The following is a 13923-nucleotide window of genomic DNA, read 5'->3' on the forward strand; positions in this document are numbered from 1 at the left end:
CGGGGGAGGAGCCGCCATGCTGCTGGGTGTCGTGCTGGCCCTCGGGTCGGCCGTCGCGCACGCCGCCTGGAACACCTCCGTCAAGCGGGTCGCCGCCGATGGTCTGGCGGTCCTCTGGGCCTACAGCCTCGCCGGGCTGGCCGTCGTGGTCGTGGTGCTCGCCGTCCGGTCCGCCGCCGTCCCGGTCGACGTCACGCCCGAGCTCGTGGGCTGGTCGGCCGTCAGCACGGTGCTCCACACCGGGTACGCCGCCGCCCTGCAGCGCGCCTACCGCGACCACGACGTCAGCGTGGTCTACCCGCTGTCGCGAGGTGCGGCGCCGGTGCTGGTCGCCCTGGCCGCCTGGCCGCTGCTCGGCCAGCGGCTGTCCTGGGCGGCGTGGGTCGGCCTGCTGCTCATGTGCCTCGCCGTCGCCGCCCTGGTCGGGGAGAGCTCGGAGCACACCCGGCTCTCCTGGCGCCCGGCGCTCTGGGGGCTCGGCATCGGGGTCGCCGTGGCGTCGTACACGACCTTCGACGGCTGGGTGATCGTGTCCCGCGACGCCGACCCGCTGACCTACTACACCCTCGGCGCGGTCCTCCAGCTCGCCCTGGTGACCGTGCTGCTGCGCGGCCGGGTGGGCCGCGGGCTGGCCCAGGTGCGCCGCCACCCGAGACCGGTCGCGGTCCTGGCGGTGCTCATCCCGACGTCGTACGTGCTCGGGCTCTACGCGACCCAGCACGCCCCGGTCTCGCTCGTGGCCGCCGTCCGCAGCTCCAGCCTCGTCTGGACGGCGCTCGCCGCCGCCGTCGTGCTCCGCGAGCGGGTCAGCCGACGACGGCTGCTCTCGACCGGCCTCGCGACCGCCTCCATCGTCGCGATGGTCGCGGCGCGCTGATCCGCCGTCGCGAACGCCCCGGCCGGGGTGGCCCGGCCGGGGTAGTCCCGGACGATCGGCCCCACTTTCGTCGCAGGACCGGGGCCGATCGTCCGGGACTACCCCCGCGGAGCGCCCCCGACGCGGCCCGGGAAGGTGCGGGGCTACCGGGAGGTCGGCCGAGCCGGGCGCACGGCGTACAGGATGCCGACGACGATGAGCAGCACGAGCCCGCCGAGCCCGAGCGCCAGCGGGACGAGCACGGTGACGAGCAGGCCGCCGACGAACGACCCGGTCGAGGGCAGGGCGCCGATCCGGGCCTCGGCGTCGGCCGCCACCGAGGTGCAGGCGAACGTGACGTCGCCGGCTCCGGTGTCGAAGCGGTGGTCGGCGGTCCAGTCGCCGACGGTGAACGTGCCGGACACGGTGCGCAGCTCGACCGGCGCCCCGTCGGCGTCGACCGCCGTGCACTCGACCGGCTCACCGTCGCGGACGAACAGCCCGCGCTCCTCGCCCGGCGGCAGGTCGACCTCGACCGGGCCGGCACCGACCTCGACGACGGCGTCCTCCTGGGTGAGCGGGTGCAGCACGACGTAGAGGCCGCCGACGAACACGACGCCGGCCAGCACCAGCAGCAGCGCCCCGACGGCGAACCAGCGCTTGCGTGGGCGGTACCTCACGGTGGGTGGCGCCAGGGGCTGGTACGTCATGGTCGGAGTCTGGTGGGTTCAGGCCCGCCGGACCAGCGCCGCGTCCGGCACGTACTTCACCAGCGCGCAGTTGCGCTTGACCAGGTCGTCGGCGACGACGGCGCCGGTGCGCTTGTCGATCGTGGTGCGCCAGATCTCGTTGCGGCGGTGGACGTCGTCGCCAACAGCGACGAACTCCTCCTCGCGCGCCTCCACGCGGTACGACGTCGTGGTCGCCTCGCCCGCGCGGAGCTCGCCGCGCAGGTGCCGCTCGCCGACCCAGGTGCGCAGCTGGAACGTCGTGCTCGTGTCGTTGCGGACGACGAGGTCGACGTAGTTGTAGACGATCGAGCAGCCGACGCCCCACGGCAGCACCCGGCCCTTGTCGGGGAACGGGTCGAAGGAGTGCTCGCTGCGCTCCACCACGGTCATCGGGGAGTGCAGCACCATCCAGTGGACGAGGTTCGCGAGCTGGCAGATCCCGCCGCCGACACCGGGGACCGCGTCGCCGTTCGAGAGACGCATGCCCTCGACGTACCCGCGGCGGCGGGTGCAGCTGCCGACGACCTTGTTGAACGAGAACGTCTCCCCGGGCCGGATCAGCAGCCCGTCGGTGCGCGCGGAGGCGAGGCGGAGGTTCACCACCTTGTTGCGCTGCAGGACCATCTCGGCCTCCGACAGCTCGCGCATCAGCAGCGACCCGTGCCGCTTGACGCGCACGGGGAGGTCGTCGTCGCGCCGTTCGCGCGCCCACGTCGTCCCGGGGAGCAGCCAGCGGGCGTGGCGACGCAGCCGGTGGGCGCGCACCGCCCACGGGAACAGCCACGGGTGGCGCTGGGAGGGCCGCACCCGCGGGGCGGGGGCCGGCCGGAGCGGGGCGACGAGGAGGGTCATGCTCGTGGGACGACGTCCGGGGGCGTCCGGTTGTGACCCGGACGCAGGATTCGACAGCGATTTTCGGTGCGGTCGGCCCGTCTGGCAGACTTCCCCTTTGAGTCCCGCGCGCTCGGACCCTCTCTCCGACGCGTCGTGGCCCTCGGAGGTCCCGACCTGGTGTTCCCCACCCGTGTCCGGCGCCCTCCACCCCCGCACACCATCACTGAGGAGACACCACAACCGTGGCCGTCAAGATCCGTTTGAAGCGCCTGGGCAAGGTCCGGGTGCCGCAGTACCGCATCGTCGTCGTCGACTCGCGCAAGAAGCGCGACGGCAAGGTCCTCGAGGAGATCGGCCTGTACCACCCGAAGGAGGAGCCGAGCTACATCACGGTCGTCTCCGACCGGGCGCAGTACTGGCTCGGCGTCGGCGCGCAGCCGTCCGAGGCCGTCGCGAAGATCCTCCGGATCACCGGCGACTGGCAGACCTTCAAGGGCATCGCCGGCGCCGAGGGCACCCTCCGGTCCGCCCCCGCGAAGCCCAACAAGCAGGACCTCTTCAACGAGGCCCTCAAGCAGGTCGGCGGCGAGTCCGGTGGCGCCGCGGTGACCAAGAAGACCGCGGCCAAGAAGGCCGACAAGAAGACCGAGGCCAAGGACGACGCCAAGGCCGACGCCCCGGCCGAGACCAAGGACGAGACGCCCGCCGAGGCGCCCGCCCCCGAGGTCGCAGCCGGCGAGTCGCCCGAGGCCGCCACGGAGGCTACCGAGGCCGCCGAGACCAGCACCGAGCCGAGCAGCTGATGCTCGCCGACGCGCTGGAGCACCTCGTGCGGGGGGTCGTCGACAATCCCGACGACGTCACCGTGCGCGACAAGCAGCTGCGTCGTGGGTCGATCCTCGAGGTCCGGGTCCACCCCGACGACCTCGGCAAGGTCATCGGCCGGGGCGGGCGCACCGCGTCCGCGTTCCGGACCGTGATCTCGGCCCTGGCCGGCCGCGACGGTGCGAAGATCGACTTCGTCGACGTCGACCGCCGCCGCTGAGCACTGCCGTCCACGCTGACCCGTCGCTGATCAGCGACGGGTCAGCGTCGTTTTCGCGGTGACCCGTCGCCTATAGGTGACGGGTCACCGCGTCCGAGTACCTGGAGGAAGCACCGTGGAGAGCATCGAGGTCGTCGTCGGCCGGATCGGCAAGCCGCACGGCATCCGTGGCGAGGTGACCGTCGACGTCCGCAGCGACGAGCCCGACCGGCGCTTCGCCGACGGCGCGGTGCTGCGGGTCGAGGCTCCGCGCGGCTCGGCGTTCGCCCACCGCACGCTCACGGTGGTCCGCAGCCGCTGGCACCAGCAGACCCTGCTGGCGACGTTCGAGGAGCTCACCGACCGCAACGCCGCCGAGACCGCCCGCGGCGTGGTCCTGCACGCGATGGTCGACGCCACCGAGACCCCCGAGGACCCCGACGAGTACTACGACCACCAGCTGGTCGGGCTCGCGGTCCACGACGTCGACGGCACCCTGATCGGCGAGGTCACCGGTCTGGTGCACGGCGCCCAGGACCTGCTCGCGGTCCGCGCCGTCGACGGCCGTCCGACGCTGGTGCCGTTCGTGTCCGCGCTGGTCCCCGAGGTCGACGTCCCCGGCGGCCGGGTCGTCGTCGCCGACCGCCCCGGCCTCGTCACCCCGCTGCCGGACTGACGGGCACGCAGCCGTGCGTCTCGACTACATCACCATCTTCCCCGACTGGTTCGCCCCGCTGTCGCTGTCGCTGCCCGGCCGGGCGATCGAGTCCGGCCTGCTGAGCATCGCCGTGCACGACCTGCGCGACTGGACCCACGACCGGCACCGCACCGTCGACGACACCCCGTACGGCGGCGGCGCCGGCATGGTGCTGAAGCCCGAGCCGTGGGGGGAGGCCCTCGACGCCGTCCTGGCCTCGTCGGGCGCCGCGACGCTGGTCGTGCCGACGCCGTCCGGACGCCCGTTCACGCAGGCCCTGGCCCGCGAGCTCGCCACCCGCGAGCACCTCGTCCTCGCCTGCGGCCGCTACGAGGGCATCGACCAGCGGGTGCTCGACCACGCCGCCGGCCGCCCCGACGTCGTCGAGGTCGTCGAGGTCAGCCTCGGCGACTACGTGCTCAACGGGGGCGAGGTCGCCGCGCTGGCGGTCACCGAGGCCGTCGTCCGGCTGCTCCCCGGGTTCATGGGCAACGCCGCGTCGCTGGTCGAGGAGTCCCACGAGGACGGTCTGCTGGAGTACCCCGTCTACACCAAGCCGGCCACGTGGCGGGGGCTCGAGGTGCCCGACGTGCTGCGCTCGGGCGACCACGGCCGGATCGCGGCGTGGCGGCACGCGCAGCAGCTGGCCCGGACCGCCGCGCGACGGCCCGACCTGCTGCCGGCGAGCCAGGCGCTGCACGAGTGGCAGGTCGTGCCCGCCGTGCCCGCCGACGCCGGGGAGCTGCTCACGCTGCAGCGCGCCTGCTGGCTCCAGGAGGCGATCGCCAACGGCAGCGTCGAGGGCATCCCGGCCCTGGGGGAGTCGCTCGACGACGTCCGCCGCTGGCTGCCGGAGTGGACGACGTACGTCGTGCGCGTCGACGGCCGCCTCGTCGGCGCCGTCCGCGGCCGGCTGGAGAGCACGCCGGCCGGGCAGGCGTGGGACATCGGCCGGATCATGGTCGCCCCCGACCTCCAGGGCCGCGGCCTGGGCCGGGTGCTGCTCGAGCACATCCAGGACGTCGCCCCGGTCGAGGCGACGTCGTACGTGCTGTTCACCGGCCAGCACAGCACCGACAACATCCGGATGTACCGGAGGGCCGGCTTCCGGCTGCGTCCCGACATCGCAGCACCGCCGCTGGCCGTCGTCCTGACCAAGCAGCGGCGGCCGCGGGCGGATTAACCCCGCCCTGCGGCGTTGTGGCAAACTCGCCCCTTGGTCCGACCGGCCGAAGGTCCGCTCCGGGGAACGCTCGTCGTCCGCCCGGGGGGACTGCGTGGACGCCTGCCACAGGGGACGTCGCACGCCGCCGGCCACCGGTCGCGACCAGCAGCACGAACCCACCTGAACACCATTCCTTGTCCGCGGTCGACCTGTGGCGCCCGCGAGGAGACATCATGACCAACAAGCTGGTTGTCGATCTCGGCAACGCGCACAAGCGCACCGACGTCCCGGCCTTCCGCGCCGGCGACACCGTCAAGGTCCACGTGAAGGTCGTCGAGGGCAACCGGGCCCGCGTCCAGGTCTTCCAGGGCGTCGTCATCCGGATCCACGGTGCCGGCATCGGCCGCACCTTCACCGTCCGCAAGGTCTCCTTCGGCGTCGGCGTCGAGCGCACCTTCCCGCTGAACTCCCCGATCTTCGACCAGATCGAGATCGTGACCCGCGGTGACGTCCGTCGCGCCAAGCTGTACTACCTGCGCAACCTGCGCGGCAAGGCCGCCAAGATCAAGGAGCGCCGCGAGTTCTGATCGGACACCGGTCGGACTCCTGGTCCGATCGCTGCGCCGGTCCACCCTCGGTGGCCCACCTCGCGTTTCCTAGACTCGACGCGTGACCACCGACGAGAGCGCCCCGTCCCCCGTGGACGGGGCGTCCGTCGTCGGTGGGCAGTCCTACGGACGTCGTCCGCTGTGGCAGGAGTCGTTGCTCCTGCTCGCGCTCGCCCTGGTCCTGGCGATCATCGTCAAGACCTTCTTCCTGCAGGCCTTCTACATCCCGTCGCCCTCGATGGAGCCGGGGCTGGTGAAGAACGACCGGATCCTGGTGCAGAAGGTCTCCTCCTGGTTCGGCGGCTCGCCGCAGCGCGGTGACGTGATCGTGTTCGAGGATCCCGGCGGCTGGCTCACCGGTCCGCCCGACGCCACCAACGGGCTCCAGGACGCCCTGTCGCGGGTCGGCCTCTTCCCGACCGGGGGCCACCTGGTCAAGCGGGTCGTCGGCGTCGCCGGCGACACCATCACCTGCTGCGACCAGCAGGGCCGGATCCTGGTCAACGGCGTCCCGCTCGACGAGGACGACTACGTCGCCGAGCGACCCGCCGGCCGGTCCGCCGACGTCGACTGCAACGGCCCGATGATCGGCTGCGAGTGGAGCGCCGGTCCGGTGCCCGAGGGCGAGGTCTTCGTGATGGGCGACAACCGCGACGACTCCGCCGACTCCACGGTGCACCTGTGCCTGCCCGACGCCGTCGACTGCGCGCGCGACCCCTACGTCGACCTCGACCTCGTCGTCGGCACGGTCCTCGCGGTGGTGTGGCCGCTGGGCCACAGTCGCCTCCTGGGCCGCCCCGACTCCTTCGACGCCGTCCCCGACGCGGGCTGAACGGCGCAGGCAGGTCTCGATGAGCTCGCTCCCGCGTGGTCTGACGGTGCGCCGCGACGCCGGCATCTACGGGTTCGAGCGCGCCCTGCGACGCCACGGCGTGGGACTGGTCGCCGGCGTCGACGAGGCCGGCCGCGGTGCCTGCGCCGGTCCGCTGGTCGCCGGGGCGGCGATCCTCCCGGCCGGGAAGGTCGGCGTCGTCCCGGGCCTGGCCGACTCCAAGCTGCTCACCGAGCGGGCCCGGGAGCGCTGCTACACCGAGGTCGTCCGGCGGGCGCTCGCCTGGGCCGTCGTCGTCGTCCCGCACGACGAGTGCGACCGCCTCGGCATGCACGTCGCCAACGTCGAGGCGCTGCGCCGCGCGGTCGCGCTGCTCGACGTCCGACCGGAGTACGTGCTCTCGGACGGCTTCCCGGTCGACGGGCTCGGCGTCCCGGCGCTGGCCGTCTGGAAGGGCGACCGGGTCGCGGCCTGCGTCGCGGCGGCGTCGGTGCTGGCGAAGGTGACCCGCGACCGGATCATGGTCGAGATGCACGACGACTTCCCGCACTACGACTTCCGGACCCACAAGGGCTACATCACCGACGACCACACCGCCGCGCTGCTCGAGCACGGACCGTCGCCGGTGCACCGGATGCGGTTCGTGAACGTCCGGCGGGCGGCCGGCCTCGAGCCGCCGCTGTCAGGCCCGCCGGGGGAGCCCGAAGACGGTGTGGACGCCGGGGGAGAACAGCACCGAGTCCGGGGCTGATCCCCCGACGTCGAGGCCGGCCCCCGCGAGCAGTCCGTCGCGGCCGTCGTCCAGCTCGACGACGTCGGCGGCGTGCAGCGGCCACGGGCCGTGGGTGTTCGGCACCCACAGCGTCCGGCCGGCCACGCGCGTGTGCAGCCCGAAGCGCGCAGTGAGGAAGACGTCGCGCGGCGAGGGCTCGGCCAGGGCGGCGCCCACCCGGACGGCGACCTCGCTGCGCGGACGGGCGCCCGTGCGCCGCGCGGTGCGGTAGCCGACGACGTCGTCCTGGCGGTGGTGGGCGATGCGGGCCCAGCGGTAGGGCACCCGCAGCGTCGCGACGGCGCCGGCCACCACGGCCGCGCGGTCGCAGTCCAACGACAGGAACACCACGCCGCGTCGTCCCGCCGCGTCGACGGAGTAGGTGCGCACGTTCGTCTCGAGGAACGTGCCGAGCCGCGGCACCGGGCCGCGGTGGCCCAGGCCGGCGTCGACCATCCGGAACGGCACGAGACCGACCCACGCGCTGCCGTCGTGCACGTCGGGGCGGACGCCGCGCGGGAGCAGCCCGGCGACGGCGTCGGGGTCGACGCGCCAGTGCACGAACACCACGTCGCGCCACCACTGGTTCATGATCTGCCGGCTGGGGAGCGGCGGGCCCTGCGGGTCCAGCACGGCGCCGAGGGTCATGCGTCTAGGCTCGCAGCGCTGCGGGACCGCGCGGTCACCCCGAGGTGGACAAGGAGCCGGCATGAGTGCGGAAGATCTCGAGAAGTACGAGACCGAGCAGGAGCTCACGCTCTACCGCGAGTACCGCGACGTGGTGGGCATCTTCAAGTACGTCGTCGAGACCGACCGGCGCTTCTACCTGTGCAACCAGGTCGACGTGAAGGCGCGCACCGAGGCCGACGACGTGTTCTTCGAGGTCTCGATGTCGGATGCGTGGGTGTGGGACATGTACCGCCCGGCGCGCTTCGCGAAGAGCGTGAAGGTGCTGACGTTCAAGGACGTCAACGTCGAGGAGCTCGTCCAGCCCGACGTCGACCCGCCCAAGCCGTAGCCTGCAGTCGTGAGGACGACCGGGCCGGGGCGCGGCGACCGCGGCGCCGCCGCCGTCGAGTTCGCCCTCGTCGTCGTCCCGCTGCTCTACCTCGTCTTCGGGGTCATCGAGTACGGCTACATGCTCAGCGTGCGCCAGGCGATCAGCCAGGCCGCTGCGGAGGGCGCCCGGGCGGCCGCCGTCACGACCGGCGACCCGCAGACCGCCGCCCGCGCTGCGGTCACCGACGCGCTCTCGGGCTACTCGCTCGTCTGCGAGGCCGGCGGACATCTCACATCTGACTCGCAGATCGTAGGGGAATGCACGGTGGGCGACCCGGCCGAGTGCGTCAGCGGGACCGCGGAGGCCGAGTGCGTCCGGCTCACCCTCGCCTACGACTACGAGCCGCTCGTCGGGTTCGGGTTCGGTTTCCTCCTGCCCGACCGGCTCGTCTACACCACGGACGTCCAGGTCGGCTGATGCGGCCCAGGGACGAGGACGGGGCGATCGCGATCGTGGCCGCCGCGGTCATGGTCGTGGTGCTCGGCGTCGCCGCATTCGTCGTCGACCTTGGCATGCAACGGGTGGCTCGCCAGGACCTCCAGGCACTCGCCGACGTCGTCGCGCTCGACCTCGCGCGGATGCTCGACGGCGAGCGGACCGCGGGCCAGGTCGAGGGCGGCAGCCCGTCCCTGGCGGCCGCTCTGCAGGCCAGCCGGGCCCGCAACGACGACGACGTCGTCGGCGACGAGGACGAGCTCGTCCTGACGGCGACCCTGCTCGTCGAGGACCCCCGCCCGGATGCGCCGTCGCCGTGGCGCACAGCCGACGACGACGAGGTCCCGGATGCCGTCCGGGTCGTCGCGTCGACGGAGGTGGCCTTCGGCTTTGCTGCCGTCGTCGGTGTCGACACCGGCGGTGCCTCGCGTGAGTCCGTGGCCGCGGCGGAGTCCTCGGCGTGCTTCCACGTGGGTTCGTTCACCGCCGCGGTCGAGCGGGCCAACCCCTCGACCGCCGCCACCCTCGACGCGCTGCTCGGGCTCACGCTCCCGATTGAGGACTACCTCGACCTGGCCCGTGCCGAGGTGGCCCTCGACGACGTCGCCGAGGGCCTTCCGCGTGGCACCGCGTCGTTCGTGGACCGGCTCCCGGTACGCGACCTGGTGCGCGCGATCGCGGAGGCGCTGCCCGTCGGGTCGGCCGCCCGGCGTGTGCTCGACCGCGTCGACGGCACCGACGTGGTCCGGCTCGACGACGTGGTGAAGGTCGGCGAAGACGACCGCCTGGCACTGCGCAACGCGACGTCGCTGCTGGACCTCGTCGCCCCGCTGCTGCTGTCCGCGCGTGGCGAGTACAGGACCTCGGTGCCCGCCGGCGTCGACGACGACACCGTGGTCGACGTGGTGGGGGTCCCGGGGGTGCAACGGGTGTGCGCGGCCGAGGAAGCGCGCGGGGCGTCGGTCTCCGCGACGTACTCCGACAACCTCGACCTGTTCGCCGACCAGCCGGGACGCCGCCGCGGGTTTACGACTCTCGAGGCCGAGGTGGAGGCGGTCGTCGACCTGGGCGGCGCCCTCTTCTCGCTGCCGTCGGGGGTGGAGTGCCGCGACGTCGAGAGCGGACAGGACCGCTTCACCGTCGAGGCGGCCGACGGCCGCGGCACCGGCTCGCTCGGGGTGACCGTGACCCTCGACGGGGCGGTCGACCCCCTGCCCGACGGCGTGGACGCGCTCAGCCTCAACGACCTGGTGCTCGAGCTCGACGCGCCGCTGCCGGGAGCACCCCAGGTGCCGCTGGTCGAGCTGCGCGTGCCGGACAACGTCGTCGACGGTGCGCGGCCGCCGGTGCCAGGCACCACCGGCGCCACGTTCGGAGGGCTGGGCGCGGTCCCGAGCATCCGGCCGGTGGCATTGCGGTTGCGGCATCCCCGGGTCGAGTACGCCCCGGACACCCGGGTCGCGAGACAGGCGGTCCGGGCTTTCCTGAGGGACCTGCGGGGCGACTTGGACGCGACGATCGACACCCGGGTCGACGACGGCGTCGCGACGGTGGTCGAGACCGAGGCCGCCCGCCTGACGCGGGTGCTGGGCACGACCCGTGGCGGGGCCGACCTGTACAGCGAGGAGCGGCCCACCTGTGGCGGTGTCCGCCTCGTCGAATGACCACTTGTCGTCCACAGGCCGCCCGCCTCGAGGGTTCTCCACAGGCTGGCCCGCGGGCTCGGTGAACCGTCTCCGCTGACCTCCATGCTTCTCGGCAGGGGGTCAGCAGATGACGGTGACGAGATCGACCACGGCGACGACGAGCAGGCAGGCGATCGGGGCGTACGGCGAACGGGTCGCCGAGCGCTACCTCGTCGAGCAGGGGATGGTGACCCTCGACGCCAACTGGCGCTGTCGCGAGGGTGAGATCGACCTGGTGATGCGTGAGGGCCCGGTGCTCGTGGTGTGCGAGGTCAAGACCCGCACCAGCCTGGTCAACGGCAGCCCGCACGAGGCGATCACCGACGTGAAGCGGGAGCGGCTGCAGCGCCTCGGGGTCCGGTGGGCCGAGGCCCGCGGGGTGCGCCCGCCCCAGATCCGCGTCGACCTGGTCGCGGTGATGCGGCCCCGCCGGGGCCCGGCGGTCGTCGAGCACGTCCGCGGGATCGGCTGATGCCGTTCGCCACCGCCCACGCGGTGTCCCTGCACGGGGCGCTGGGTCACCTCGTCGACGTCCAGGCCGACGTCTCGCCGGGCCAGGCCGGGCTCGCGATGGTCGGCCGGCTCGACCTGTCGCTGCGCGAGGCCGGCGACCGCTGCCGGATGGCGATCGCCAACAGTGACCTCGTCTGGCCGGCCACCAAGCGGATCACCCTGCTGCTCTCGCCCGCCGACCTGCACAAGCGCGGGCCCCACTTCGACCTGGCCATCGCGGTCGCCGTGCTGGCCGCCGACGGGCAGGTGCCCCCCGAGGCGTTGAAGGACACCGTGTTCATCGGCGAGCTGACCCTGGCCGGCGGGCTGCGGGCGGTGCCGGGCGTGCTGCCGATGGTGCTCGCCGCCGCCGACCGGGGCGTCCGGCACGTCTTCGTGCCCGAGCCCCAGGCCCAGGAGGCCGCGATGGTGCCCGGCATGGCCGTGCTCGGCATGCGCTCGCTGCTCCAGGTCGTGGCCGAGCTGCGCGACGAGGAGGTCCCGAGCGCGCCGCCGGTCGCTCCGATGTCCGGCACCCGGCTGCTGGCGTGGCGCGGGGCCGACCGGCTCGACGACGTCGACCTCGCCGACCTGCACGGCATGGCCGACGCCAAGTACGCCGTGGAGGTGGCGGCCGCGGGCGGGCACGCCCTCCACCTGTCCGGCCCCAAGGGGTCGGGCAAGACGAGCCTCGCCGAGCGCATCGTGACCGTGCTGCCCGACCTCGGGCAGGAGGAGGCGCTCGAGCTGACGGCCGTGCACTCGCTGGCCGGCGCGCTCGAGCCCGGCGACGGGCTGATCACCCGCCCGCCGTTCTCGGCGCCCCACCACGACGCCAGCAAGACCAGCATCGTCGGCGGCGGCAGCGGCCAGGTGCGGCCCGGCGAGCTCAGCCGGACCCACGGCGGCGTCCTGTTCCTCGACGAGTGGCCGCTGTTCCGGTCCGACGTCATCGACGCGCTGCGGCAACCGCTGGAGAGCGGCGAGATCACCGTCGCGCGCTCCGACGAGTCCGTCACCCTCCCGGCCCGCGGCATGCTGGTCCTGGCGTGCAACCCGTGCCCGTGCGGCGACTACAGCGACGACCGCGGCCAGAACCGGTGCAGCTGTCGAGCCGTCGAGCTGCGCGACTACCGCCGCAAGATGCGGGCGCCGATCGCCGACCGGCTCGACATCTCGCGCCACGTCGGGCCGCTCCGACCCCACGACCACGACCGGTTCTCGCGGGTCGAGTCGTCGGCCGAGGTGCGCGAGCGCGTCGCCGCGGCCCGGGGTCGCCAGGCCGAGCGGTACGCCGGGTGCGGCTGGCGGCTGAACAGCCAGGTCCCCGGGCCGGTGCTGCGCGACCGCTGGCCGCTGCCGGAGCGGGCGCAACGCCTGGTCGACGACCGCCTCTACGACGGCAGGCTGAGCAGCCGGGGCGCCGTGCGGGTCCACCGGCTCGCCTGGACCATCGCCGACCTGCGCTCGGCCACCACGGGCGGCGACGTGCAGCCGGGCCGTGACGAGGTCGACGTCGCGCTGCGGCTGCGCACCGGCGACGTCCTGATGGTGCAGACCCTCGAGCGGCGGGCGGTCGGATGAGCGTGCCCGACCGAGAGCGGCTCGCCCGGGTCGCCCTCAACCGGCTCGGTGAGCCCGGCGACGTCAAGATGACCGCGCTGGTGGCCGAGCTCGGCGCCGTCCGGCTGCACGACCTGCTGCTCCACGAGCGTGACCCGCACGGCCTGCGCACCGACGTCGCGGCCCGGCTGGCCTCGGTCGACCCCGTGCGCGAGCTCGAGCGGGCAGCGCGGGTCGGCCTGCGCTTCGTCGTCCCGGGTGACGACGAGTGGCCGGAGTCGCTCGGCGACCTCGCCGCCGCGAGCTCGATCCAGGACCGCGGGGGCGTGCCGGTCGGGCTGTGGGTGAAGGGGCCGCTGCGGCTCGACCGGCTGGTCGACGCGGTCGCCGTCGTCGGGTCGCGGGCGGCCACCCAGTACGGCGCCGACGTCGCGCGAGACATCGGGGCGGTGGTCGCCCGGTCCGGGCGGGTGGTCGTGTCCGGCGCCGCGTTCGGCATCGACGTGGCCGCGCACCGCGGCGCGATCAGCGGCGGCGCAGCGACCGACGGGCCGAGCGTCGCGATCCTCGCGTGCGGGGCCGACCGGGTCTACCCGCAGGCCCACCGCGAGGTCATCGACCACATTGCTGCCACGGGCGCCGTCGTGTCGGAGGCGGCACCCGGGTGCTCGCCCCAGCGGGTGCGGTTCCTGGCCCGCAACCGGCTGATCGCCGCGTTGTCGCGGGGCACCGTGGTGGTCGAGGCAGCCCGTCGCAGCGGCGCGCTCAACACCGCCAACTGGGCCGGGCGGCTGCAACGCTCCCTCATGGGCGTGCCCGGTCCGGTCACCAGCGCCGGCTCCGCCGGCGTCCACGAGCTGATCCGGGCCGGTGCGATGACCCTGGTGACCGGCGGCGGCGACGTGCTCGAGATGGTCGGGGCCGCGGGTGAGCACCTCGTCGAGGAGCACCGGGAGCCACCCACCGCGCGCGACCGGCTCACCGTCCGGCAGCGCCAGGTGCTCGACGCGGTGCCGGTCGGCCAGCCCGCCCACCCCGACTCCATCGCCCGGGTGGCCGGTCTCGGCCTGCTCGAGGTGCGCGCGGGGCTCACCCGGCTGCTCGACTCCGGGCTGGTCGAGGTCGCCGACGGCGGCTGGCGGCTCACCGCCGAGGCTCACGGGTGAGCG

At 73.9% G+C, this 13923-nt stretch carries 17 protein-coding genes; 14 read left to right on the forward strand and 3 right to left on the reverse strand.

What is annotated here, in order from left to right; translation table 11 throughout:
- Positions 1 to 16: 16 nt before the first annotated feature.
- Positions 17 to 877: a DMT family transporter gene (locus tag E4623_RS15140; protein WP_134767380.1), complete on the forward strand. Its 861-nt coding sequence runs from the start codon at positions 17 to 19 to the stop codon at positions 875 to 877.
- 143 nt (positions 878 to 1020) lie between these two features.
- On the opposite strand, the gene E4623_RS15145 is transcribed toward E4623_RS15140, so the two are convergent.
- Positions 1021 to 1566 (reverse strand): hypothetical protein, encoded by a 546-nt coding sequence (locus E4623_RS15145; RefSeq protein WP_134767381.1) that lies wholly within the window; start codon positions 1564 to 1566, stop codon positions 1021 to 1023.
- Positions 1567 to 1584: 18 nt separating this feature from the next.
- The gene (locus E4623_RS15150; RefSeq protein ID WP_134767382.1) at positions 1585 to 2439 is read right to left on the reverse strand and encodes a VanW family protein; all 855 of its coding nucleotides are present in this window, start codon (positions 2437 to 2439) and stop codon (positions 1585 to 1587) included.
- A 224-nt stretch (positions 2440 to 2663) separates the two neighbouring features.
- Here E4623_RS15150 and rpsP point away from each other — a divergent pair, with 224 nt between their 5' ends.
- The 7 genes from rpsP to E4623_RS15185 all read left to right on the forward strand — a co-directional run bounded on the left by rpsP (position 2664) and on the right by E4623_RS15185 (position 7498).
- Positions 2664 to 3224, forward strand: coding sequence for a 30S ribosomal protein S16 (rpsP, locus tag E4623_RS15155; RefSeq protein ID WP_134767383.1), 561 nt, complete (start codon positions 2664 to 2666; stop codon positions 3222 to 3224).
- Positions 3224 to 3466: an RNA-binding protein gene (locus E4623_RS15160; RefSeq protein ID WP_134767384.1), complete on the forward strand. Its 243-nt coding sequence runs from the start codon at positions 3224 to 3226 to the stop codon at positions 3464 to 3466. The genes rpsP and E4623_RS15160 overlap by 1 nt, the downstream gene beginning before the upstream one ends.
- Before the next feature lie 115 nt (positions 3467 to 3581).
- Complete coding sequence (gene rimM / locus E4623_RS15165; RefSeq protein WP_134767385.1) at positions 3582 to 4121, forward strand: ribosome maturation factor RimM; 540 nt, start codon at positions 3582 to 3584, stop codon at positions 4119 to 4121.
- Positions 4122 to 4134: 13 nt separating this feature from the next.
- The gene (gene trmD / locus E4623_RS15170) at positions 4135 to 5325 is read left to right on the forward strand and encodes a tRNA (guanosine(37)-N1)-methyltransferase TrmD (protein WP_134767386.1); all 1191 of its coding nucleotides are present in this window, start codon (positions 4135 to 4137) and stop codon (positions 5323 to 5325) included.
- A 215-nt stretch (positions 5326 to 5540) separates the two neighbouring features.
- Positions 5541 to 5894, forward strand: a complete 354-nt coding sequence (gene rplS / locus E4623_RS15175) for a 50S ribosomal protein L19 (protein WP_134767387.1) — start codon at positions 5541 to 5543, stop codon at positions 5892 to 5894.
- Between the two features lie 82 nt (positions 5895 to 5976).
- Positions 5977 to 6747 (forward strand): signal peptidase I, encoded by a 771-nt coding sequence (gene lepB / locus E4623_RS15180; RefSeq protein WP_134767388.1) that lies wholly within the window; start codon positions 5977 to 5979, stop codon positions 6745 to 6747.
- Between the two features lie 19 nt (positions 6748 to 6766).
- Complete coding sequence (locus tag E4623_RS15185; RefSeq protein ID WP_134767389.1) at positions 6767 to 7498, forward strand: ribonuclease HII; 732 nt, start codon at positions 6767 to 6769, stop codon at positions 7496 to 7498.
- On the opposite strand, the gene E4623_RS15190 is transcribed toward E4623_RS15185, so the two are convergent.
- Complete coding sequence (locus E4623_RS15190) at positions 7430 to 8167, reverse strand: DUF2071 domain-containing protein (RefSeq protein WP_134767390.1); 738 nt, start codon at positions 8165 to 8167, stop codon at positions 7430 to 7432. The genes E4623_RS15185 and E4623_RS15190 overlap by 69 nt on opposite strands.
- Positions 8168 to 8228: 61 nt before the next feature.
- On the opposite strand from E4623_RS15190, the gene E4623_RS15195 reads away from it, so the two are divergent.
- The 6 genes from E4623_RS15195 (at position 8229) to dprA (ending at position 13920) form a co-directional block, all read left to right on the forward strand.
- The gene (locus tag E4623_RS15195; RefSeq protein WP_134767391.1) at positions 8229 to 8537 is read left to right on the forward strand and encodes a DUF2469 domain-containing protein; all 309 of its coding nucleotides are present in this window, start codon (positions 8229 to 8231) and stop codon (positions 8535 to 8537) included.
- A 9-nt stretch (positions 8538 to 8546) separates the two neighbouring features.
- Complete coding sequence (locus E4623_RS15200) at positions 8547 to 8996, forward strand: TadE/TadG family type IV pilus assembly protein (protein ID WP_134767392.1); 450 nt, start codon at positions 8547 to 8549, stop codon at positions 8994 to 8996.
- Positions 8996 to 10678, forward strand: coding sequence for a pilus assembly protein TadG-related protein (locus E4623_RS15205; RefSeq protein WP_167736660.1), 1683 nt, complete (start codon positions 8996 to 8998; stop codon positions 10676 to 10678). Before E4623_RS15200 ends, E4623_RS15205 begins: the two co-directional genes overlap by 1 nt.
- Positions 10679 to 10793: 115 nt before the next feature.
- Positions 10794 to 11171, forward strand: a complete 378-nt coding sequence (locus tag E4623_RS15210; RefSeq protein WP_245155093.1) for a YraN family protein — start codon at positions 10794 to 10796, stop codon at positions 11169 to 11171.
- Positions 11171 to 12775, forward strand: a complete 1605-nt coding sequence (locus E4623_RS15215; protein ID WP_134767395.1) for a YifB family Mg chelatase-like AAA ATPase — start codon at positions 11171 to 11173, stop codon at positions 12773 to 12775. Before E4623_RS15210 ends, E4623_RS15215 begins: the two co-directional genes overlap by 1 nt.
- On the forward strand, positions 12772 to 13920 hold the full coding sequence (dprA, locus tag E4623_RS15220) for a DNA-processing protein DprA (RefSeq protein WP_134767396.1): 1149 nt from the start codon (positions 12772 to 12774) through the stop codon (positions 13918 to 13920). Before E4623_RS15215 ends, dprA begins: the two co-directional genes overlap by 4 nt.
- Positions 13921 to 13923: the final 3 nt, after the last annotated feature.

The organism is Nocardioides sp. 1609 (genome assembly GCF_004522105.1).
Classification (GTDB): Bacteria; Actinomycetota; Actinomycetes; order Propionibacteriales; family Nocardioidaceae; genus Nocardioides.